Below are 23,195 nucleotides of genomic sequence, written 5' to 3' on the forward strand. Positions count from 1 at the left end.
TATGAAAAGGATTTTATCTATACTGACAATAATATTGATTTCCGTTCAAATGTTCGGACAGGAAATTCCAACACTGGAGACCTATACATTAAAGAACGGACTCAAAATATATTTAATGCAATACGGGAAGATTGACGCAATTAATGTGAAGTTGATGGTGAATACCGGTGAAAAAAATGAAGTGCCGGGGCAGCAAGGATACGCTGAAATTACAGCGGAGATGTTATTGCGCGGAAACGCTAAGTATACGCAGCAGCAACAAAGTGATATGGCCTTTAAATTAGGAGGTGAGTTATCCGCGGCTTCAGGTAAAGATTATACAACCGTTAACGCGAATTGCTTGAGTAAAAATTTTGATGCCATGATGGATTTATTCAGCGCGGCGATTATGTTACCAAAGTTTGATAAAGAAAAATTAGATATGATGATTTCCGGTTTAATCGATTATAACATGCCGGCTAAAATGGATATTTCTGATTTAGCGGATGTGTTTAGTGATTATTTCGTATATGGAATTTCTAATCCGCTAGGAAGAAATTATTACAAAGCACAGTTGCAGCTCGTTACTCCGGATAAAATAAAAGAGTTTCATGCTTTTAATTTCACGCCAAAAAACTCATCAGTAATTGTGTGTGGCAAATTTGATGCAACTAATGTTAAAGCAATTGTAGAAAAATATTTTGGCGGCTGGCAATCAACTTTTGGTGAGGTAAATGGTGTAGCGTTGGATTTTCCGCAAATAAAGAAGAAGGAAATGGCTTTTATAAATAGAAGTCGCGCGACGCAATGCGCTTTAAGCTGGACGAAAATTGCACCTTCTGTAAAGGATAAGGATTTAATTGCGTTTACTGTTGCCAATCGCATTTTTAATGTGGTGTTGTTTTCTGAAATCCGTGAGAAGGGCGGAAAAACCTATTCCATAGGCAGCTCGCATGAAACCTCTCGCTTTTCAAATTTGTTTCAAGTAGGTTGTTCAGTAAGAAGCGATGAGATGCTGAATACGATTAATTTATTCGATAAGACATTGCTAAATTTTAATCAGGCTGCTGTTACTCAAGAAGAATTTGAAAGAGCCGTACGAGCCATTAAAATTGACATCATGAGCGCGGAGATGCCGGCTAATGTTTCATCGTTATATAATCCTGTGATTTACGATTTTAATAAGCGTAAGAATTATCTGACGGATTTGGATGCGGTTAAAATGGAAGATGTACAAAAGGTTATAAAGAAGTACTATACATCAGATTCTTATAAGTTAGTTATTGCGGGAGATGAAACTGTTGTGGCATCGCAATTATCGTCTATAAGCGGCTTAATTAAATTGAAGCCTTCCGACATAGAAAAAGATAATTAATTCCCTAGTAACACAAATGCGGCCCAATAATAAGGGTGTGGATATTTTTTACGCACCTCCGCTTGTGCTTTTTTGAAGGCCGGAGAAATGTTTTCGCGACTTGGATTCATTGACCAGTTTTTATAAAACTCACTCATCAGTATTTGAGTAGCTTCATCATCCACTACCCATAAACTCATGATGAGATTTTTTGCACCTGCAATGTAAAAAGCGCGCTGCAATCCAAATACACCCTGGTTATTCATGTCAACCCCTAATCCCGTTTCGCAGGCAGAGAGTACCACTAAATCTGTATTGTATAAATTAAGTAAAGAAGCTTCGTACGCCGTAAAAATACCATCTTGATCTTTGTAAATGTTTACGGTATCGCGTGCTACCACTGACGCACCGGCCATCATGATACCTGAGCGTAGAAGTGGATTGGTTTTTAATTTTGTTGTTTCAAATCCTAAGATGCTTTTATCTACGTTATCCATGACATCCTTTAAAAAGAAACCGTGTGTAGCGATGTGCAATACTTTGGGCGATTGTACTTTTTTCAATTGCGCCTCCGTGGCGAATTTATCAATGTAAACTTTTGTTTGCCATTTGTTTTCTTTCAAGGAAGACGAGATATTATCTACTTCGGTTTGAGTTCCCGGAAGTGCGGGTAATTCCGAAAAACCAAATCGGTTCACAGCTAATGGTGTGGAAATTTTTACTTGTGTTTTTTCTGATTTAAAATCATACTCATAATCAGGGTTACCAAACAAAATAGCGGAATTAGTTTTGTTAATACTAGCTTTATCCAGAATATTGCTAAGATTCGGAACTAAGGTAAGGTTTACCTGATCTAACACATAGGATCTGGTTATTGGCTCCTGTAACGAGTATAAATTAATCTGATTAAATACGCCATCAGTTGAAACATAAAGTTTAGCGATGCTTGTTAAATGAGAGGCAATCGGTTTCCAAAAGCGTTCATATGACTTTAAATCTTCTTTTCTGTTCTCTATTTGCTCTCTGTAAAAATCAATATAGTCTGATTCAAATAACTCCGAGTTTTTAAAAGTAATAGCGATTGGTGCCGTAGAATTTTTGTTGACAAACAACGCTACATATTCAAGAACACTTGTTGTATCGGATGTATTATTGTAACGGCGGAGTATGCTTAGGGCACCTTCGTTGTTTTGTAATTTGTCTTTAATGTCTTTAAAACGTATTTGTTTCCTTTCGGTAAATAAATTGGTTTTGCTTTTTAGTTCTTGCTCCAGCTTAGCCGCTTGTTGTTCCAACTCAGCCATGTTCCAATAGCTGTTTTGAAAATCCAGATCGCGAAACGCACCGGATAAAAGTTGTTTGGTATTAAGCCATTTATTATAGGTGTTAACGAGAGCCGTATCATTACTGCTTAAGATAGCTTTGCGTGTGTTGATGCTGCGATTTAGCGGCAATGATTTGATGAATAATTGATAATCATAACATGCTGTTAAGAGGGCACTGTGGTTTTCATTTGGGAAAGCTTTAATGAAAGCGAATACAAAACTGGTGAATTCATCAAAACGCCCTTCCAGTAGTTGGTAATAGGAATTTTGTTCATCCTCACTCATGCTTTCAAAAAATTTGTCGAATTGCTCTTTATAATTATCAAGGGATTGAATAAAGAGGCCTTTCGAATTTTGAAAATCATTCATCTTCCATTTTACCACCGCAAGATTATACACGCCATCCGTATAATCAATGTGTTTTTCACCAAATTTCTTTTTTAGAATGTCATTTGATTTTTCAATGCACTCAATCGCTTGCTTGTAATTATTCTGACGGAAATAAACAATACCGAGACTACGTAAATAGTAAGCGTAACGTTCGTTGTCTTCTCCGGTCATTTGCTTCATGATTTCCAGTGAACGCAATTTTATTTTTTCCGCTTCTTTATAACGCTTTTGTTCAGCGTAAACAGTTCCTAAGCTGTTAATGCAATTAGCGTAGTAAGGATGGTATTCGCCTAATACCTCCTTATAAATATCTTTTGCCTCAAGCAAATATTTTTCGCCGCCATCGTAATCGTATTGGTCAATATGCACCAAAGCCATATTACTTAAAGCATTGGCATAATTAACGTGTTTGGTGCCTACTGAGTTTTTTCTGATTTCAATTACTTCCAATAATAAATCGAAAGCTTGTTTATACCTTCCGAGCATCCGGTACAAATCAGCTTTGTTGCTTAGTGAGTTCGTGTAGTCAGGCACAAAATCTAGTTTCAGTTTTTTGTAAATGGCCGTGCAATTATCAAAAGACTCTTCAGCTTTCTGAAATTCAGAAATAGCTTTATAGCAAAGTCCAAGGTTATTGTAAATAGTCGCTGAGGATAAATCATCATTCCTGCTGAATTTTTTTGAAAGTTCAAGTGCTTTATTCTGAAGTTTAATAGCTTCATCGTAATTGGCTAAATGTCGGTGTGCTTCCGCTGTATTATTAATAATGGTAATATAATCGGCTGTATCAATTGGATTTAAAGAAGCGTGGATTTTCATTAGTTTCTCAAATATTTCAAGTGCTTTAGTGTAATCACCGTAACCCTCATTGATGCGCGCATCGTTATTCAGACAGATAAGATATTCGCGGTCTTTCTCGCCATTCATGGTTTTGAAGTAATACAATAAAGCATCGTTATACATTTTCGCTTCGTTGTATTTCCCCATTTCCACATACATTTCTGCGAGCACTTTAAACCGCATGGTGTATTGTATACTGCTTTGTCCGTATACAGCCGCTAAGGTTGGTAAAGATTTTATGAAAAGCGGTTCCGCTGTTGTGTAGTATCCGACATGATTATATAAACAAGCTAAATCATACTGGTAGAAGGCACGGTAAATGGTGTCGTTAATTTCCTTGGTGATATCAATCGCTTTGTTGAAGAGTTGAATGGCCTCAGGGTATTTCTCTTCCTTAAAAGCATTAGAGCCTAAATAATCGTATATAATCGACTTCTCGATTTTATTTGACTCTAAATCTTTTTCATGTTTCTTTAAAAAGGAATTTAATTCTTCGTTAGAAAACGATTCACCGTTATCAATTCTTTTTTGAATAGGTTCCCAAGCTTTCGCGAAATTCTGCGTGTAAGCATTGAGTGATAAAAAAGTAATTAGAAAAAAGATAATCTTATTCATTACTCCTGATTTTGTAATTCAAATTTTGCAGGAACAGATTCTAATATTTCAAGTATGTCATTGAGTGCATCGGTGGTAACGAGTTTCATGCGTGTGTCTTTAAAGTGCGGTATGCCTTTAAAATAATTGGTGTAATGCGGACGCATTTCTAGGATACCTTGTCGCTCGCCTTTCCATTCAACCGATTTTAATAAATGTGTTTTACACACTTCAACACGATTGTGAATGGTTGGAGCGGGTAGGTGAGAGCCGGTTTTAAAGTAATGTTTGATCTCGTTAAAAATCCAAGGATAACCAATGCTGGCGCGGCCTATCATGATGCCGTCTACTCCGTAGGTGTTGCGGTATTCCAACGCTTTCTCCGGCGAATCAATATCACCATTTCCGAAGATGGGAATTTTGATGCGTTGATTGTTTTTTACTTCTGCAATATATTTCCAGTTAGCGGAGCCCTTATACATTTGTGCGCGTGTACGACCGTGAATAGTGAGTGCTTGTATACCAACATCCTGTAAGCGTTCGGCCACCTCCATAATATTAATCATGCTGTCATCCCAACCTAAGCGTGTTTTTACCGTTACCGGAAGTTTGGTAGAATTAACCACCGCTTTCGTTAAACGCACCATTAAGTCAATGTCTTTTAATACACCGGCGCCTGCGCCTTTGCATACCACTTTTTTAACCGGACAACCAAAATTGATATCGACGATATCGGGATTGGTAGCGTCGACTATTTTCGCGGATAGCGCCATCGCTTCTTCGTCGCCGCCAAAAATTTGTATACCAATGGGGCGTTCGTATTCAAAAATATCGAGTTTCTTTTTGCTTTTTATAGCGTCGCGGATTAAACCTTCGCTGCTTATAAATTCGGTGTACATTAAATCGGCCCCATATTGTTTACACACATAGCGAAAGGGCGGGTCACTCACATCTTCCATGGGAGCGAGTAGGAGAGGGAATTCTCCCAGTTCAATATTTCCGATTTTAACCAAGGCTGTAAAGGTACAAAATAAGCCGCAGATTGCGCAGAGGAACAGGGTTAAGTCTGCGAAAATCAGCAAAATCCGCGGGAACGATTAAAAATTTGTTAATCCCGTATGGAAATTAAGCTTCCTTAACATCTCTATTTAAAGACAAAGGATAAAAAGATAAATCTTTGAATGATGGTAAAAAAGGGAATAGTTTGTTTACTGAGTAGCGTTGTATTGAATGCGGCCGCTCAAAATCAGGTGCAACAGTTTTATTCGAATACGAATTTAGCCAATCAGGCCTATGTTCAGCAGCGAGCAAATCCAGTTTTAGCATCCAATGTTTCTAATATCAATAAAGCGAATGCGGTAAAGGTGAACGTTACCAATTCAAATAAAAGAACAACTGCTAATCAAACTGTACAACGAAGACCGGTGCAGCAAAATGCGCAGAGAAATGTGAATCCGCCTGTTCAAATTCAAAATGAGGACATTCAAATTCAAACGAATGTTTCCGATAATAATGTGGGGAATGAATTAAATAATTTTGAAGTGATACAAATTCAGCACTTGTCAAATGTTGCGGTTCCCGCAATTCCTCAAATGGGTAATGCCGGAATGGAATTAAAACTACCGAAAGTGAATTTAGGGGTGAGTAGAAAGAAAGTAAAGTCAGGCTCTTCTCATCATTCAAAAAAGAAAATAGTTCTAATTAAAAATAAAATCAAGAAGGCAAATCGAAAATGGTGTACAAAATTGGAAGGGAAGAAGAAACTAAGGTTGAAAGTAGATAGATGTTTCAACTGGTAATTTTTTACAATGTTATCTTTTTTTTCATTCATTCTTTATGATATTAATCAAGGAAAATCATGATTGATTAGATAGTTGAGTTCAAGCTTGTCGGGTACATTTGAACCAAATTAAAACCCACAACTATGAAAAAGTATCTACTATCCCTAATGGCTGCCTTCACAATCACTGCGCATGCGCAGATGGATTCACGAGCAGCAGTTAATGAACAACAAGCAAGCAAAGCCACTAAAAATGTAAAAGTGGCACCTGGTGGTGTTGAAAATCGGAATAGCGAGCAAGTTGATTTGCACGCCAATAACAAAACAGAATCACCACAGTATTTTAATGATGTTATCATTGAGAACTCTACATTGGATCAAAGAAATGTAAGAATTACAGCAGCCTTTAACGGTTGGTTGTACAGCGCATATTCAACTTATAATTCAACTAATAACTCAGGAGGTATTACATTCCGACGTTCTAAAAACGGAGGAGTTACCTGGACTACCATTTCTCAATACACTGTAAGCAACGTTCGTTACAATGTGTTCGATATAGTAGTGGCAGGAACAGACACAAACAATCTAGTATTATTTAATGTTGGTGTAAATAATAACGTAACTTCCGGTACGCATTTTTTGTTTTTTGATAAGTATAATGCAACTACCGGTACGTTCCTAGGTAATTGGGGAACAGGAATAAATTATGGTACACGTAAAGTTTATGATGCTGCTATTGCATCAGACTATAAGTTCCCGGCTTTTGGAGCATCGCCTTATAGCATCGGAGTAGTTTATTCTGTTTATGGCAGCCCTAGAGATTCTGTTATTTTCGTTTGTTCTACCAATGGAGGAACAAGTTTAAATGTTCGTCAGCCATTATTTGCGACGAGTGGTTTCGGTCGCCATGTTTCTTTAGATTATGGCAGAAGTTCCTCTTACAATAATGGACGTTACTTCGCAACATGGGAGCGTTTAGCAACAACCAATGCACGCAATGCGAATATTTATGTGGCTAGAAACGTGTCTACTATTAATGGTACTTGGACTGCGCCAAAAAATCTTGACTCTCTGAATTCTGGAATGTTAGGTGTTTGTCGCCGACCGGTAATTGCAGTGCAACATAATAACGTAAATAATGATAGCGGAAACGTAGCTGCAATTGTTTTAGTTGAGCGTGATTTCGGTGGATCAGGAACAGATTATGATATTTTAGGATTCCATAATCATAGAGCCGCAACTAACTCGAACTGGGCACGCTTTGATGTGGTAAACACTGGAGCAACTTATGATATGCAACCTCATGTTGTATTTGATCCGGGTAACAATAATTTCCTTGCAGTTTATTACGACTCAACAGGAAGTAAATTACCATATAAAGTAAATAGCATGAATATGTCTGCTCCTAATACATGGGGAACTGTAACCGGACAATACAATGATTTAACAACCAATTTAAAGCAAGCATGGCCTCGTGTAGATATTAGCCCTCCTGCGGTTAAAACTGTTCACGTCTGGAACTCAGAAGGTGCGGCAGGTAAAGGTGTGGCATTATTTGACGCAGAATACTTAGTAACTGCTTTTAAAGATGTATACGAGCCGGTAATTACCAGCGATATTTATCCAAACCCTGCGTCTTCATCATTTAATTTGTCATTACAATTGAAAAATGCGAATGATGTAACTATGGAAATTTACGATGCAAAAGGCCAGTTAATGAAACAAGAAGTGTACAATAACCTTGGTTCTAATGCAGAGGTGAAAACCATCAATATTGACGACTTAGCAAACGGAGTTTACATTGTTAAATTAACTTCAGAAAAAACTAGCGTAAGCAAGAAATTAGTGAAAGCAGCTAATTAGAAAAGTACAGAATAAAAAAAGCCCCCGCAATATTGCAGGGGCTTTTTTGTTATCCATTAATTTCTTTCCACAACAAGTCTTTCAATTCCTGAATGTTCTTGCCACTGGCTGAAGAGAAGAAAATATAAGGCACTTTGTGTTTGCCTTTCATGCGTTTCTTTAAGTCTTTTTCCAACTCCTCAATCAATTCATCATCGATGGTGTCGCATTTGGTAATGCCTAAAACGCGTTTTTTGTATAATAACTCCGGATTGAATTCTTCTAATTCATTTAAAAGAATTTTATACTCTTCGTAAATATTGTTACTCTGACAACTTACCATAAATAACAGAATAGAGTTACGCTCAATGTGTCGTAAAAAGCGTAAGCCTAAACCTTTTCCTTCGTGTGCTCCTTCAATAATTCCCGGAATATCGGCCATCACAAAACTTTTGTAATCGCGGTATTTTACAATTCCTAAATTCGGAACAAGCGTAGTAAACGGATAATCGGCAATCTCAGGTTTAGCGGCTGATACTACAGAAAGCAAAGTTGATTTACCAGCGTTCGGAAATCCAACTAAACCTACATCAGCTAATACTTTTAATTCTAAAATTTTCCACTCTGATCTTCCTTCTTCACCCGGTTGCGCATAACGTGGTGTTTGTTTGGTGGAGGTTTTAAAATGCGCATTCCCCAATCCGCCTCTTCCTCCGGGAACAATAATTACTTCTTGTCCGTCTTCAGTGATTTCAAATTCTATCTCACCGGTTTCCGCATCACGCGCCACTGTTCCTAAAGGAACTTCCAAAATTTCGTCTTTACCTTGTTTTCCAAATGAATTGGCACTCGAACCATTCTGACCTTCTTCAGCAATAACATGCTTGCGGTATTTTAAGTGAATTAAAGTCCAGAGTTGTTTGTTGCCCCGTAAAATGATGTGTCCGCCACGTCCGCCATCACCGCCATCCGGTCCGCCGAATGCAGTAAATTTATCACGGTGAAAATGCACAGAGCCTGCTCCGCCTTTTCCGCTGCGACAACAAATTTTTACGTAATCAACAAAGTTAGTATCCAAGGTAGTTCGTAGTTATTAGTTCTTAGTTCGAAGAATTAGTATCCCTCTTTCTCAATTATTTTTTCTTTCCCGATTTTTTCTTCGCTGCTTTTTTAGGAGCTGTTTTCTTTTTTGCTTTAGGCGCGACTTTCTTTTTACTAACGGTCTTCTTATTGCTCTTTTTTGCAGGTTTAGCAGCTTTCTTTTTAGCGATAGGCTTTTTTGCCGCTTTTTTCTTTGGTGCTGATTTCTTCACCACTTTCTTTGCAGCCTTCTTCTTAGCTGGTTTTGCTTTTTTAGCCGGTTTTGCTGCAGTCTTTTTCTTCGCCGGTTTTGCGGTTGATTTTTTAGCCGGTTTAGCAGCCGGTTTTGATTTAGCCGGAGCTTTTGTAACAACTTTCACCGGTTTAGTTTCGGCTTCGTCTTGTCCTGACGTTTTTCTTACTTCTTCAATATCGCGTGCTAATTCCGGAGAAATTTCTGTGGCTTCTTCAAAATCATTCACGGTTAAATCCAAATGCTCAATGTCGTTTTCCAATTGCGTTAATTCAATTTCCGCTTCAATAAATACCAAGCGCGTTACGATATCGTTAAAAATTCCGTCAATCGTTCCGATTCCATTGATGGAGTGAAACTTTCCTTGCTCCGAATAATATTCTTTTAACGGTAAAGTTTTGTTGTTGTATTCGTTAATGCGATTACGAATAATACTTTCATTTTGATCATCCGCACGTCCGGATTGTTTACCACGCTCTAATAAACGTTTGGTTAATTCTTCATCGTTTACTTCTAAAGCAATCATTGCGCTAATGGCTGTGCCTTTTTTCTGTAGCAAATCATCCAAAGCTTCAGCCTGTGCTTTTGTACGGGGAAATCCGTCAAAAATAAATCCATTGGCATTCGGATTCGCATCCACTTTGTTTTCAATCATGCCAATTACAATTTCATCGCTTACTAATTCACCACGATCCATTATTGCTTTGGCCTGCAAACCAAGCTGCGTGCCATTACTGATTTCATTACGCAATAAATCACCGGTAGATAAGTGAACCAATCCGTACTTATTGATTAAGTTTTGTGATTGAGTGCCTTTGCCTGCGCCCGGAGGGCCAAATAAAACGATGTTTAACATGGTGTTTGGGTTTTAAATTATTTATGCAATTACTAAAATGTCTTTTAAATTTCTTCCTAATCCGTCGTAATCTAATCCGTATCCTACAACAAAATCATTCGCGATCTCTATTCCCACATAATCTATTTTTATATCTTTTTTATATACGCTTGGTTTGAAAAGTGCTGTAGCAATTTTGAAACTCTTTACTTTTTTATCTTTTAACATGGAAGTTAGTTTTTCAATAGTGTTACCGGTATCCACGATATCTTCAATAACAACAACCGTTCTTCCTTCTATATTCTGATTTAATCCGATTAACTCATTTACTTTTCCGGTGCTTTCGGTGCCATGATACGAAGCCATTTTTACAAATGAAATTTCACAAGGAATTTCAATCTGTTTCATTAAATCAGCAGCAAACATAAAGGAGCCGTTCAATACTGCAATAAACAATGGCAGTTCGTTTTTTAAATCGGTATTAATTTGTTGCGCCACTCTTTTAACGGCCACTTCAATTTGTTCCGAATTAATATAGGGCTTAAACTGCTTATCTTTTAAGGTCACTATCGACATAGGGGTAACAAATATAGGCTTTTTTGCTAATTTTGCGCCATGGCTTCCATTGGTAAAAGCATAGAAACTGCCTCTGATTTTCTAAAAAAGGCGCAATTGGTAGCCATTCCCACCGAAACGGTATACGGTTTAGCAGCTAACGCCCTTGATTCCACGGCGGTTGCAGGGGTTTTTGAGGCTAAAAACCGCCCTGTTTTCGACCCACTTATAGTGCATACTCATTCGGTTTTAAAGGCTCATGATTATGTGAAGTCGATACCTGAACCGCTTTTAAAATTGGCAAATGCTTTTTGGCCCGGCCCTTTAACTCTGTTATTGGAGAAAAAAGCGCTGGTTCCTGATTTGGTAACTTCAGGTTTAGATCGCGTGGCTATTCGTGTTCCGAATCATGCTTTAACATTGGAGTTATTAAGATCTATTGATTTTCCTTTGGCTGCACCAAGTGCCAATCCTTTTGGTTATGTGAGTCCAACTACACCTGAACATGTCAACAAACAATTAGGTGATAAAGTTGCTTATATTTTGGATGGAGGTCCGTGTGAAGTAGGAATTGAATCGACGATTATAGGAAAGGAAGAAAATGAAGTGTGTGTGTATCGCTTAGGAGGCTTGGCTATAGAAGAGATTGAGAGAATTGTAGGAGAAGTGAAATTGAAAATAAATTCATCAAGTAATCCTGCTGCACCCGGACAATTAAAAAGTCATTATGCGCCCATGAAGCAATTGATTTTGGGAAGTGTGAAAGAGAATCTAAAATTATATAAAAACGCAGCGGTAATTTATTTTGGAGAGAAAAATTTTGAGAGTGCGCATGCCGATTACAATTTATCGCCAACAAAAAATTTAAAAGAAGCAGCTGCTAATTTATTTTCTGCATTACGCATGATGGATGAAAGTAAAGCAGATGTTATTTTATGCGAGTTGTTGCCTGAAGAAGGATTAGGCCGTGCTATTAATGATAGATTGAAAAGAGCTTCCGTAAAATAATTTTTTTCTTAATTAAGTGGAATTGAAAGTAAAAAAATATCCATTAGCTACACTTGAATACGATGAGCAAAAAAATATTTTGTATTATAGGGTAGAGCAAGATCAGGTAGTTGAAGAATACGAAATAAAGGAAATGCTAAAGTATGTTGAGGAATTTATGGGACCAAAACATCATTACGCGGTGATAGATTTTGGCGGTAACCTTTCATCATCCCCTGAGGCGAGAAAGGCGTATGCAGATTCTCCATACATTAATAAGTGGCGTATAGCAGATGCGTTTTTAGTTCAATCGCTTGGCGTACGCATCATGGCCAACTTTTTCATTAAGGTTAACAAACCGAAAGTGAATACTAAACTTTTTACTGATGAAAAAGAAGCGGTGAAGTGGCTGGAGGGCTTAGCTAAGTCGGAGAAGAAAAACAATACAGTTTAATTGCCCTTAATCTTCTGCATGATCTGTTCTAATTGTGCCATGTCTTTACACAATACTTCACGGGCTTTGGAGCCTTCAAACGGACCAATTATTCCTGCAGCTTCCAATTGATCAACAATTCGTCCCGCGCGGTTATAACCTAGTTTTAATTTACGTTGTAAGAAAGAAGCGCTGCCTTGCTGAAACTGCACTACTAATTTGGCGGCTTCATCAAACATTTTATCTCTTTCACTTAAGTCTACATCTTCTTTTCCGCCATCGCCTTCTTCGCCCACATATTCAGGTAACATAAAGGCGCTAGGGTAAGCACGCTGATTACCGATAAACTCTGTAATTTTTTCTACTTCCGGTGTATCTACAAATGCACACTGTATACGGATTAAATCATTTCCTGTACTTAAGAGCATATCACCTCGTCCGATTAATTGTTCGGCTCCGCCTGCATCTAAAATTGTACGTGAATCGATTTTGCTGGTTACTCTAAATGCAATTCGTGCCGGGAAGTTAGCTTTGATAGTTCCTGTAATAATATTTACACTCGGACGTTGTGTTGCGATGATTAAATGAATTCCAATCGCACGTGCTAGTTGAGCCAAACGTGCAATAGGCGTTTCCACCTCTTTACCGGCCGTCATGATTAAATCCGCAAATTCATCTACGACAAGAACGATGTATGGTAAATATTTATGGCCGTCGTTTGGATTTAATTTGCGCTGAATGAATTTAGCATTGTACTCCTTAATGTTTCTTACTTGCGCATCCTGCAATAAAGCATAACGGTTATCCATTTCGATACACAAGGAATTTAAAGTGTGAATTACTTTTGTGTTATCGGTGATAATCGCATCTTCCGAATTTGGAAGTTTCGCTAAGAAATGACGTTCAATTTTATTGAAGAGGGTTAACTCTACTTTTTTCGGATCTACTAATACAAATTTAATTTGAGCCGGGTGTTTTTTATAAAGTAAAGAAACCAATACTGCGTTCAGTCCAACTGATTTACCCTGGCCGGTAGCTCCCGCCATTAATAAGTGCGGCATTTTAGCTAAGTCGGCAATGAAGATTTCGTTACTGATGGTTTTTCCTAACGCGATTGGTAAATCAAAAGTGGAATTATTGAATTTCTCGGAAGCTAAAATGTTACGCATCGGTACCATCTCCGGATTTTGATTTGGTACTTCAATACCAATGGTTCCTTTTCCCGGAATAGGGGCAATGATACGAATGCCCAATGCAGCCAAACTTAATGCGATGTCATCTTCTAAGTTTTTAATTTTAGAAATACGTACCCCGGCAGCAGGAATGATTTCATATAAGGTAACAGTAGGACCAACGGTTGCCATGATTTTATCAATCTCAATTCCGTAATTTTTAAGTGTAGCGATGATGCGGTCTTTGTTGGCGACTAATTCTTCCTGATTAACTTTTGAATGCTGATTGCCGTAATCGTTTAATAAATCGTAATGCGGGAATTGATAATGTCCTAAATCTAAAGTGGGATCATATTCCCCAAACTCTTCTACCAGTTGAGCCGCTTTATTTTCATCTTCCAGAATTTCTTCTTTCGGTCCGGTTTGAATCGCAAACTCCGGCTCTCCTTCTTTTTCGGGCGTGATGATTTCAGAAGATTCGGTATTTAATTCAATTGCTTTAACTTCTTCTTTTAATTCCTCAACTACAGGTTCAGCTATTTTTTCATCTGCTTTAACAGGCTCTGCAATTTTTTCTTCAACAGGCTTCTTAATTTCGAAGTTGAGCATTTCAGCTTCTTCCTCTGCAGAAAGTTGCTCTTCTTTATTTTCTACCACCGAAAAAACAGGTCCTTTTACTTCTTCCTGAATTTCATTTTCTTTTTCGATATCATTCTGAACTTCTTCCTGTGTTTTCTTTGGTAAATTAAAGTTGAGGTTAATGCTTAAAACTAAAAACGTAAGCATGGAAAATCCTAACAGGGCTAATAATCCAACGCTGCCAACATAGTTTGAAATTTCTTGATTTAGCACATAACCAAATCCTCCGCCAAGGAAAAACCATTTATCGTGAAAAATGAAAGCTAACACCAGAGATGACCATACCATTAAAAACAACCATTTAGCATTGAATGCTTGTGGTTTGATGTACGATTTGCTTAATAATTTTTCTAAACCGTAAATCGTTAGTACCGGTACAAAAATAAATGAAGGCGCGCCAAACCATTTATGCATGAATTGATGAGAAACCAGTGCGCCTAATTTTCCCAGCCAGTTTTTGATTTTAGTATCCGGGTTAAATAATTCGGATAATGGTCCCATTACTTTATCCTGATCCACATCCCAGGTAAAGAAATAAGAAATAAAAGCAATGCAGAGATAAGAAGCGAAAAGAATAAGGCTGAGTCCTAAGATTTTTTTTGTGCGTTCGTTTTGATAAACATCCACCACTTTTTGAAAGCGGTCGGCTAAAGTAATTTTCGGTGCTTTTTCTTTTTTCTTGGCTTTTGGTTTAACGGTTTCTTCCGCTACTGTTTCTTCTTCCTCTTCTTCGGTTTTGCGAGGTTTATTTTTTCTAGTGCTTGGCTTTTTTTCGAGCTTAGGTTCTTCAATATCATGTAGGGGATTTTCCTCCTCGGGTGTGGTAACTTCAAACACGGGATTATCCCTGAATTTATTTTTGCGTTCAGCGGCCATTATCCCATAAAGGTAGCCAGCAGCAGCGCATGCTTTGAGTTACTAAAATGAATGTTTTTAACCGTGGTTTGTTGAAGAGTAAGGGTAAAAATAAACCCTATAGTGGCGAGGTCCAATAGACTCGCCATCCCGGTTGGATTTGCTACCTCGGGACCCAACTAAAAAACGGAATTTTTTTAATCTGTGAGGGTTTTTTGGTTTGGTGGCGAGGCGCGCTCGCCATCGCGAGTAACACCTCGCGACACCAGTAAAAAAACAAAACCCCCAGCCCGAATTTTACATGGTAAAAAACTGTGGGGGTTCTTTGGTTTGGCACCAGTGATCCCGCCGCGACTCGAACGCGGAACCGTCAGCTTAGAAGGCTGATGCTCTATCCAGTTGAGCTACGGGACCATTATATTTATCTCGTACAACCGGCATTTAAGAATACTCAGTTGAGTGGCGAGGTTTCACTCGCCATCGCGAGTACACCTCGCGACTACGGGACCAATTTGTATAAAGAACTTTTTCCCTTAACCTTAACTCCTAACTCCTAACTCCTAACTCCTAACTCCTAACTCCTAACTCCTAACTCCTAACTCCTAACTCCTAACTCCTAACTATTATGGGGGCACAAATTTAGCAAAAGTATTTTACCAGCCAATTTATAATCAGCTTAAATTTAATACTCTACACCACAATTATTTGGTATTTTAGGCGTTTTTATAAAGTGTTTGATCTTTCCGTCATAATTGTCAATTATAACGTTAAGCATTTCGTTGAGCAATGCCTGCATTCGGTATTGAATGCCTCTAAAAATCTGAAGGTAGAGGTGTTTGTGGTCGATAATAATTCTGTGGATGGCTCCGTACCCTTTATTAAGCAAAAATTTCCTCAGGTTAAGCTCATTGAAAATAAAGTTAATACCGGTTTTTCGGTGGCTAACAACCAGGCTATAAAGCAGTGCTCAGGTAAGTATGTTTTATTGCTAAATCCTGATACCGTTGTGCAAGAAGATACGTTCGATAAAACCTTTGCGTTTATGGAACAGCATCCTGATGCCGGCGGATTAGGAATAAAAATGGTGGATGGAAAAGGAAATTTTTTACCGGAATCGAAACGTGGTTTACCAACACCGGCTGTAGCATTCTATAAGATTTTCGGTTTATCAAAGTTATTTCCTAACTCAAAAAAATTCGGACAATACCACCTGACCTATTTAGATAAAAATAAAAACCATCAGATAGATGTTTTAAGTGGTGCCTTTATGCTCATGCGTAAAGAAGCTTTAGATAAAGTTGGATTACTGGATGAAACATTTTTTATGTATGGTGAGGACATTGATTTATCCTATCGTATAACGCAAGGTGGTTATAAAAATTATTATTTCGCCGATTCGAGCATTATTCATTATAAGGGCGAGAGTACTAAAAAGAGCAGTGTTAACTACGTTATCGTGTTTTACAAAGCGATGGCAATTTTCGCTAAGAAACATTTTAGTTCGGGTAACGCGAGATTGTTCGATTTCTTGATTCATTTAGCCATTTTCCTGCGAGCCGGAATGGCAATCATAGCTCGTTTTATTAAACAGATTTTTTTCCCGGCTATCGATTTCGCTTTAATCCTGGCAGGTTTATATTTTATTAAAGATATCTACGAATCGGAATTTAAATTTACGGAAGGTTACTATTCAGAGCGGCTTACAAATTTTGCTTTCCCGGTTTATACACTGATTTGGATGTTCTTTAATTTTTTAAGCGGAGGTTATGATCGTCCGTTTAAAATTATAAAAATGATGCGTGGTGTTTTAGTTGGCACCGGTTTTATTTTGATCGTTTATTCCTTATTACCGGAAGATTATCGTTTCTCACGTGCGTTAATTTTATTAGGAACAGCTTACACTGTAGTATTATACTTGATTACCCGAATCATCTACAACGCGGCTAACTTAAAGCAGTTTAAATTTAAAACCGAAGAAAAAAGTAAACGTATCATTATTATTGGAAGTGAGGAGGAGTTTGATCGTGTATTCGGATTACTTAAAGAAACACGAATTAATGCCGGGTTTGTTGGTTTTGTAAGCAATAACGATAATGGAGTTAAACATCCGTATTACATTGGCAATTTTAATCAAGTGAATGAAATTGTAGATGTACATGTTATTAATGAAATTATTTTTTGTGCTAAGAATATCTCTTCGCAAAATATCATTGAAAAAATGTTAACGCTTGTAACAAAGGGCGTTGATTTTAAAATTGCTCCACCCGAAAGTTTATCCATTATCGGAAGTAATAGTATCGATACCGCGGGCGATTTATACGTCATTGATGTCAATAATGTGGGTAAGCCTGAGAATAAACGTAAAAAACGTTTGTATGATTTAATGGCTTCATCGGTTCTGTTTATCTTATCACCTGTTTTTATTTTTTTCCAGAAGAACAAACTCAATTTTATCGCTAATTGTTTTAAGGTGTGGTTAGGAATTTATTCGTGGGTTGGGTACGGTAAAGCACCGCGCAAAGATTTGCCGGAAATTAAACCCTCTGTGTTAACACCGGCGGATGCTCAAAATGGAGTGCTTTCTGATGATAAGATTAATCTGTTGTTTTTATCCTACTCAAAAGATTATACAATAGAAAAAGATGTGAAAATTATGTGGACCAGCATTCGTTTGTTGGGGAACTAATTTTCTTCGCTGCTGAGTATTCTGAATTCCTTAGGTAAATAATTATTGACGCGTTTGTCTAATATTTTTGCCCAACCTAATCCCAGATTTTTATAACACATTAATTGAATTCCTTTCTGAGCTTCTAATTGCAGATTTTCTTTTTTAAGAAAAGCAATGGCTTGTTCGCGGTTTAGTTCAATCTTGGGCGTATTTTTATTAGTATAAAGACTTAATGCCAATTCATGATCGGGCAAAAAATCACGGTGTTTAAATTCCCCTAAAGTTGTTCCTGTTTTTTTAAAGTATAAGTGAGAACCGAAGGCATTTAAAAAATTATAGAGAGCGGTATTTACTAATTTAAAATTACTTTGGAATTTAAATACAGTATGAAAATCGTGGTATTCAAACTGATTTTGTAATTCAGTCAGTTCCTTTTTGCTCGCTTGTTCAAATATATTTTTTTTCGATTTGTTAGGATGTCCATGCGACACCCCTGTTTTACGAAGCACGGCACAAAAGAATCCTTCACTCTTCACACGATTAGGATAGAAACGGTAACCTGGCGATGATTCTATGATGTTCCATGCCTTATTTACCGGCAAAGAAACATATTCGAGTTCAAATTCCTTCATCATCCATTCAACAACCGCCTCATCTTCTTCAACCGAATAAGAGCAAGTAGAATAAATTAAAATACCACCCGGTTTCAAACAGGAAATACTGTCGGCCATAATTCTCTTCTGGCGTGTGCTGCAGAGATTCACATTATCTAAACTCCATTCTTGGATAGCTTCCGGTTGCTTTCTGAATAATCCGGAACCGCTGCATGGAACATCAGCTACTACCACATCAAAAACATTTTCTAATTTCCCGATAACGGATGGGTCGCAATTCGTCACAGCAGTATTGCATGTACCCCATTTGCTGAGGTTGTAGGCTAATACATCAGCTCTGTTTTTAATAACTTCATTACTTATCAAAAAGCTATCATCGTTTATTAAACTGTTTATTAAGGTAGATTTTCCACCGGGAGCTGCACATAAATCTAAAACAGCTAAAGATTGGTTAAGGTCAACGGTATTTTTTAAAGCGAACTCCAAAAACATGGAACCCGCCTCTTGTACATAATAACTACCTGCGTGGAAGAGCGGATCAAAAGTGAAAGAAGGTCTTTCGTTTAAGTAAAATCCGGTTTCGCACCAGTCCACTCGATGGTTAGTCTCAAAATCCAGGCTTGACTTTTTAAATGGATTCATCCGAATGGAGGTGATTTTTTCTCCGCTCTCATGCGTGTTCACAAAGGAGCTTTCGTCGAATCCCTTAGCGTTTTTGATGCTGTTTAAAAAAAGTGCAGGTAATTTCAAGGTTTAATTTTTGTGCTACAAGTGTAATGAATAATTTAGCAGTGTGAACTCTGACATTCAAAAAATATCCCCAAAAAAGTTAACACCACTTGTTGCCTTGGAAAAAATGAAAAATTGGTGTGCCTATCAGGAGCGCTCACAATTTGAGGTAAGAAATAAATTATTTGAGTATGGGATATTTAATGAGGAAGCTGAAAATATAATTTCTCAATTAATACAGGAAAATTTCTTAAACGAAGAGCGTTTTGCTTTAGCATTCGCCAGAGGAAAATTCAGAATTAAGCGTTGGGGCAGAATAAAAATAAAATTGGAACTCAAACAGCATAAGGTTAGCGAATACTGTATTAGTAAAGCCTTAAAGCAAATCGACGGCAACGAATATTTTGCTACCTTAGAAAAAATTATTGAAAAGAAAACCAAAGAAATAAGAGAGTCAAATAAAATTAAAAAGCAATATAAAATTATTAAGTATGCCATGTCGCGAGGCTATGAGCAGGATATAATAATGGACGCAATAAAAAAATTAGAAAACAATGAATCTTGATTTAAAAGGTAAAAAAGCCATTGTGTGCGGAAGTACACAAGGAATCGGAAAAGCAGTTGCAGTTGAATTAGCTAATTTGGGCGCAAGCGTTACTTTAGTTGCAAGAAATGAAGCCGCTTTAAAACAAACCAAATCGGAGTTGAATACATCGGCCGGACAAATACATTCTTATATGTGTGTGGATTTTTCGGAACCGAATAAATTACGCGATTTGATGAATGCGTTTATGCAGCGTAACAATCCCATTCATATTTTAGTAAACAATACCGGTGGTCCGCCTTCTGGTCCGATTGTTTCTGCTAAAACCGAAGAGTTTGAATCGGCATTTACGAATCATCTTTTGTGTAATCACATTATGACACAGGCTTGCGTTGATGGAATGAAAATGGCGGGTTACGGTAGAGTCATAAATATTATTTCCACTTCAGTAAAAGCACCGTTACCAAATTTAGGCGTGTCAAATACCATTCGAGCAGCAGTTGCTAGTTGGTCTAAAACCATGGCTAATGAGTTAGGTAAGTTTAATATCACTGTCAATAATGTGTTGCCAGGGGCTACTAACACCCAACGTTTAAAAACAATTATAACTAATAAAGCAACCAAAAACCATTTAGAGGTTAAGTCGGTTGAAGAGGAAATGATACATGAAATTCCGATGGGCCGATTTGCTGAAGCAAGTGAAATTGCGAACGCGGTTGCATTCCTGGCCTCACCGGCAGCATCTTACATTAACGGCATAAATTTACCGGTGGATGGCGGCCGAACTCCTTCACTTTAAATGCTTTTAACATTCACTTGTTTACAAGTTCAAACCGCCCATCAGAGGCGGTTTCTTTTTTGATTTAGTTTTGCTAGTACCGAATTTTGCACTATTTTAACATCTCGTTTCATCTGAGACGAGGTTACTGCTAAATAAGTATTTAGCGGTAAAATAGCGTAAAAACAATTTAAACAATACTAAATGAAAACAGTATTATTTTCTAGTTTGATGTGCGTTGCAGTTGCGGCAACGGCTCAATTCGGTATTAATGCAGGAGTGAATGCATTAAAATTTACAGGCGACGTTGGTAAACAACGTAACACGCATTTCTTTAACGATGCACGCATGGGTTATAATCTCGGTGCTGAATATCGTGTCGGAAAAATTTTGGGTGTTGGCCTGAATGGAATGTATGGTAAGTTGCAGGGTAGCGACTTCAGTAAGGAATCTCACCGCAATTTTATGTCAACTGTTATTGGCGGAGAACTTAATGTGACGGCTTATTTCGATCGCATGAAAGACACATCGCCGGTAGCTTCGCCATTTATCTCGGTTGGTTTAGGCTTCTTAAAGTTTGATCCGAAAGGCGATATAACGGATGCTAACGGAATAAAATATAATTATTGGTCAGATGGTTCTATTCGTGATTTGCCCGAATCGCCTGCAAACGATCCTTACGCTATCGTTATGCAACGTGATTATACCTATGAAACACAATTAACCGATTCGGCAGTAAACTACAAACGCAACACCTTGTATTTGCCAATCAATTTAGGAATTAAGTTTAATGTAGATTATCGCATCAGTGTAAAAGTGGCTATGAATTATAATTTGGCATTTACTGATTACATCGATAATTATAAAAACGGCGGTAACGATAGTTGGATGGGAGCGAATGTATCGGTAAACTATTCGTTAAACAAAAAACCTAAATCTCCTTACGATGGTGTAGATTTTAAGGCGATTGACAATAGTGATTATGATACCGATGGAATCGTTGACTTAAAAGATAATTGTTTAGGAACACCAAAAGGAGCGAAGGTAGGTAACGAGGGTTGTGCAGTAGATACGGATATGGATGGAACTCCGGATTACATGGACAACGAACCAAACACAAAACCGGGTGCACTTACAGATGGTTATGGTGTAACGATTAATGAAGAAGATTATGCTGCGCGTCAGTTAGAATGGGATTCTTTAGCTACTTCACGTAGCGGAGGGTTTAATGAAATGCCAAGTTTAGATTATTTAAAGCAAGTTGAAACGAAGGGAAAGGAAATAAAAGAAAAGTCAGGTAAGACAGCGTCTATACCTGCCGAATTGAAATCGGCCGACGTCAATAATGACGGGTACATCTCGGCGGATGAAATTCGAAAAACAATCGATATGTTCTTCGAGGGAGAATCCGACTTCAATGTTGAGAGAATAAATCGATTGATCGATTTCTTCTTTGAACAATAAATAAACTATGATAAAATACCTTTTAGTAGCAATCAATTCAATAGCGCTGTTTTTTTACAGCATCTTTTTTGAAAACGGGCCGGTAACAGTTAAGGGAAACTTCCCGGCAAGTATGAAACCAGGAACGGAAGTAACAGCCGAACTGATTGTAAACAAAGGTAGCCTTGGCGGCTTTGCTAAGCTGCAGGTAGAAGTGCCGGAAGGCATGTCAGTAAAAGAATCCGACAATAAAGGAGCAACTTTCTCTTTTGCTTCCGGTATTGGTAAATGGATCTGGACAGGAGTGCCATCCGATGCCGAATTTACTATCAAATTTGTATTAGTGGCCGATGCCGCTGCCAGCGGAGCTAAGTCTATTGCTGCAAAATTCTCCTATATCGAAAACAATAATAAGCAAGTGGTAGAAATGCCGGCCGTGGAAGTGATGGTTGGTGATGGAAATGCTGTGGCAAAAACCGAAACGCCTACAGAAACAAAAACCGAAACTCCGGCAGTAACGGAAACACCAAAAACAACAGAGCCTGCTAAAACAGAAACTCCAACAGAAACTGCAAAAACAGAAACTCCAACAGAAACTAAAACCACTGAAACTGCTAAAACCGAAACAAAGGCTCCTGAAACAACAAAAACTCCTGAACCTGTTTCGGCCGAAGAACCAAATAGTTTAGTGAGTGCTGTAAGAACTATAACTAAAGGTGCAAATAATGGCGAATGGAATGTGAATGTGAAAATCAAAAAAGACGGTATCAAAGGATTCGCTCGCTACAGCGATAATTTACCGGAAGGTTTTTCTGCTAAATCAGATAAAACAAATGGTAGCTCATTCTCAGTTGCTGATAATCGTATCAAATTTGTATGGGTAAATGTTCCTGAAACAGAAGAATTAGAAATCTCTTATGTGTTAAGCGGAACTCTTAAAACAGATGTAATGATGGAAGGTGAATTTTCTTATTTAGAAAGCAATCAATCTAAGTTCTATAAATTACCATTCGAAAAATTACCGGCATTTGAAGAAACTACCACTCCGGTTACAACCGAAACAAAAACCGAAGCACCTGTAGTAACTACGGAAACTAAAACAGAAACGCCTGTAACTACCGAGACTAAAACCGAAACTCCCGTGGTAACTACCGAAACAAAAACCGAAACACCGTCTGCTACTACCACTCCAACGGAAACTGCAAAAACAAACAGTAATATTTCTTATTGTGTGCAAATCGGAGCCTACACAAATGTTAATGTAACGTCTTCAAAATTGGCGGCCATGTACAAAATTTCAGAAAGCATACGCAGCGAAATGGCAGGCGGCTTTACTAAATTTATGATTGGAAAACACGGCGAATACAAACAGGCTCGCGATCACCGTGAAACAACTAAAGGAAAAGGTGTAAATGGCGCTTTTGTGGCCGCTTATAACGGTCCAACCCGCATTACGGTTCAGGAAGCCTTGATGATTTCCAACCAAAAATGGTACAAGTAATTTTT

At 37.8% G+C, this 23,195-nt stretch carries 15 protein-coding genes, 1 tRNA gene and 1 pseudogene; 10 read left to right on the forward strand and 7 right to left on the reverse strand.

The features are described from left to right. Position 1 precedes the first annotated feature (1 nt). Entirely contained in the window at positions 2-1,354 is a 1,353-nt protein-coding gene (locus J0L69_05800; GenBank protein ID MBN8692689.1) for an insulinase family protein, read from the forward strand. Here J0L69_05800 and J0L69_05805 read toward each other — a convergent pair. Both J0L69_05805 and dusB read right to left on the reverse strand, forming a co-directional pair. Beyond that, on the reverse strand, positions 1,351-4,503 hold the full coding sequence (locus J0L69_05805; GenBank protein MBN8692690.1) for a CHAT domain-containing protein: 3,153 nt from the start codon (positions 4,501-4,503) through the stop codon (positions 1,351-1,353). The genes J0L69_05800 and J0L69_05805 overlap by 4 nt on opposite strands. Beyond that, on the reverse strand, positions 4,503-5,495 hold the full coding sequence (dusB, locus tag J0L69_05810; GenBank protein ID MBN8692691.1) for a tRNA dihydrouridine synthase DusB: 993 nt from the start codon (positions 5,493-5,495) through the stop codon (positions 4,503-4,505). The genes J0L69_05805 and dusB overlap by 1 nt, the downstream gene beginning before the upstream one ends. A 168-nt stretch (positions 5,496-5,663) precedes the next feature. Here dusB and J0L69_05815 point away from each other — a divergent pair, with 168 nt between their 5' ends. Together J0L69_05815 and J0L69_05820 are read left to right on the forward strand one after the other, a co-directional pair. Next, the gene (locus J0L69_05815; protein ID MBN8692692.1) at positions 5,664-6,281 is read left to right on the forward strand and encodes a hypothetical protein; all 618 of its coding nucleotides are present in this window, start codon (positions 5,664-5,666) and stop codon (positions 6,279-6,281) included. A 125-nt stretch (positions 6,282-6,406) separates the two neighbouring features. Continuing rightward, the gene (locus J0L69_05820; protein MBN8692693.1) at positions 6,407-8,125 is read left to right on the forward strand and encodes a T9SS type A sorting domain-containing protein; all 1,719 of its coding nucleotides are present in this window, start codon (positions 6,407-6,409) and stop codon (positions 8,123-8,125) included. Positions 8,126-8,174: 49 nt separating this feature from the next. Here J0L69_05820 and obgE read toward each other — a convergent pair whose 3' ends face one another. Together obgE and J0L69_05830 are read right to left on the reverse strand one after the other, a co-directional pair. Further along, complete coding sequence (gene obgE / locus J0L69_05825) at positions 8,175-9,182, reverse strand: GTPase ObgE (protein ID MBN8692694.1); 1,008 nt, start codon at positions 9,180-9,182, stop codon at positions 8,175-8,177. 55 nt (positions 9,183-9,237) lie between these two features. Further along, positions 9,238-10,848, reverse strand: a pseudogene (locus tag J0L69_05830) (adenylate kinase). Positions 10,849-10,887: 39 nt separating this feature from the next. Here J0L69_05830 and J0L69_05835 point away from each other — a divergent pair. Together J0L69_05835 and J0L69_05840 are read left to right on the forward strand one after the other, a co-directional pair. Beyond that, positions 10,888-11,835, forward strand: a complete 948-nt coding sequence (locus J0L69_05835; GenBank protein MBN8692695.1) for a threonylcarbamoyl-AMP synthase — start codon at positions 10,888-10,890, stop codon at positions 11,833-11,835. A gap of 22 nt (positions 11,836-11,857) precedes the next feature. Continuing rightward, positions 11,858-12,268, forward strand: a complete 411-nt coding sequence (locus J0L69_05840; protein ID MBN8692696.1) for a hypothetical protein — start codon at positions 11,858-11,860, stop codon at positions 12,266-12,268. Here J0L69_05840 and J0L69_05845 read toward each other — a convergent pair. After that, complete coding sequence (locus tag J0L69_05845; GenBank protein MBN8692697.1) at positions 12,265-14,934, reverse strand: DNA translocase FtsK 4TM domain-containing protein; 2,670 nt, start codon at positions 14,932-14,934, stop codon at positions 12,265-12,267. The genes J0L69_05840 and J0L69_05845 overlap by 4 nt on opposite strands. Before the next feature lie 319 nt (positions 14,935-15,253). After that, positions 15,254-15,327: transfer RNA gene (locus J0L69_05850), tRNA-Arg, on the reverse strand. Between the two features lie 316 nt (positions 15,328-15,643). Between J0L69_05850 and J0L69_05855 the strand changes: the two genes are divergently transcribed. Beyond that, entirely contained in the window at positions 15,644-17,599 is a 1,956-nt protein-coding gene (locus J0L69_05855; protein MBN8692698.1) for a glycosyltransferase, read from the forward strand. On the opposite strand, the gene J0L69_05860 is transcribed toward J0L69_05855, so the two are convergent. Next, positions 17,596-18,945, reverse strand: coding sequence for an RNA methyltransferase (locus J0L69_05860; GenBank protein MBN8692699.1), 1,350 nt, complete (start codon positions 18,943-18,945; stop codon positions 17,596-17,598). The two genes, J0L69_05855 and J0L69_05860, sit on opposite strands and share 4 nt — an antisense overlap. Positions 18,946-19,051: 106 nt before the next feature. On the opposite strand from J0L69_05860, the gene J0L69_05865 reads away from it, so the two are divergent. The 4 genes from J0L69_05865 to J0L69_05880 all read left to right on the forward strand — a co-directional run bounded on the left by J0L69_05865 (position 19,052) and on the right by J0L69_05880 (position 23,190). Further along, positions 19,052-19,489 carry a regulatory protein RecX gene (locus J0L69_05865; protein ID MBN8692700.1) on the forward strand — a complete coding sequence of 146 codons (438 nt, stop codon included), beginning with the start codon at positions 19,052-19,054 and terminating at the stop codon, positions 19,487-19,489. After that, positions 19,479-20,267 (forward strand): SDR family oxidoreductase, encoded by a 789-nt coding sequence (locus J0L69_05870; protein ID MBN8692701.1) that lies wholly within the window; start codon positions 19,479-19,481, stop codon positions 20,265-20,267. The genes J0L69_05865 and J0L69_05870 overlap by 11 nt, the downstream gene beginning before the upstream one ends. Before the next feature lie 183 nt (positions 20,268-20,450). Beyond that, positions 20,451-21,710, forward strand: a complete 1,260-nt coding sequence (locus tag J0L69_05875) for an outer membrane beta-barrel protein (GenBank protein MBN8692702.1) — start codon at positions 20,451-20,453, stop codon at positions 21,708-21,710. A 7-nt stretch (positions 21,711-21,717) separates the two neighbouring features. After that, on the forward strand, positions 21,718-23,190 hold the full coding sequence (locus J0L69_05880) for a hypothetical protein (GenBank protein MBN8692703.1): 1,473 nt from the start codon (positions 21,718-21,720) through the stop codon (positions 23,188-23,190). Positions 23,191-23,195 lie beyond the last annotated feature (5 nt).

This window comes from Bacteroidota bacterium (assembly GCA_017303905.1).
Classification (GTDB): Bacteria; Bacteroidota; Bacteroidia; order B-17B0; family Aurantibacillaceae; genus JAHEYG01.

Excerpts from the sequence above, each read along its gene's own strand:
- J0L69_05800 (MBN8692689.1), top strand. The coding sequence starts at position 2 with ATGAAAAGGATTTTATCTATACTGACAATAATATTGATTTCCGTTCAA.
- J0L69_05845 (MBN8692697.1), bottom strand. The coding sequence starts at position 14,934 with ATGGCCGCTGAACGCAAAAATAAATTCAGGGATAATCCCGTGTTTGAA.
- J0L69_05865 (MBN8692700.1), top strand. The coding sequence starts at position 19,052 with ATGAAAAATTGGTGTGCCTATCAGGAGCGCTCACAATTTGAGGTAAGA.
- J0L69_05805 (MBN8692690.1), bottom strand. The coding sequence starts at position 4,503 with ATGAATAAGATTATCTTTTTTCTAATTACTTTTTTATCACTCAATGCT.
- J0L69_05815 (MBN8692692.1), top strand. The coding sequence starts at position 5,664 with ATGATGGTAAAAAAGGGAATAGTTTGTTTACTGAGTAGCGTTGTATTG.
- J0L69_05880 (MBN8692703.1), top strand. The coding sequence starts at position 21,718 with ATGATAAAATACCTTTTAGTAGCAATCAATTCAATAGCGCTGTTTTTT.
- J0L69_05870 (MBN8692701.1), top strand. The coding sequence starts at position 19,479 with ATGAATCTTGATTTAAAAGGTAAAAAAGCCATTGTGTGCGGAAGTACA.
- J0L69_05835 (MBN8692695.1), top strand. The coding sequence starts at position 10,888 with ATGGCTTCCATTGGTAAAAGCATAGAAACTGCCTCTGATTTTCTAAAA.
- J0L69_05875 (MBN8692702.1), top strand. The coding sequence starts at position 20,451 with ATGAAAACAGTATTATTTTCTAGTTTGATGTGCGTTGCAGTTGCGGCA.
- J0L69_05820 (MBN8692693.1), top strand. The coding sequence starts at position 6,407 with ATGAAAAAGTATCTACTATCCCTAATGGCTGCCTTCACAATCACTGCG.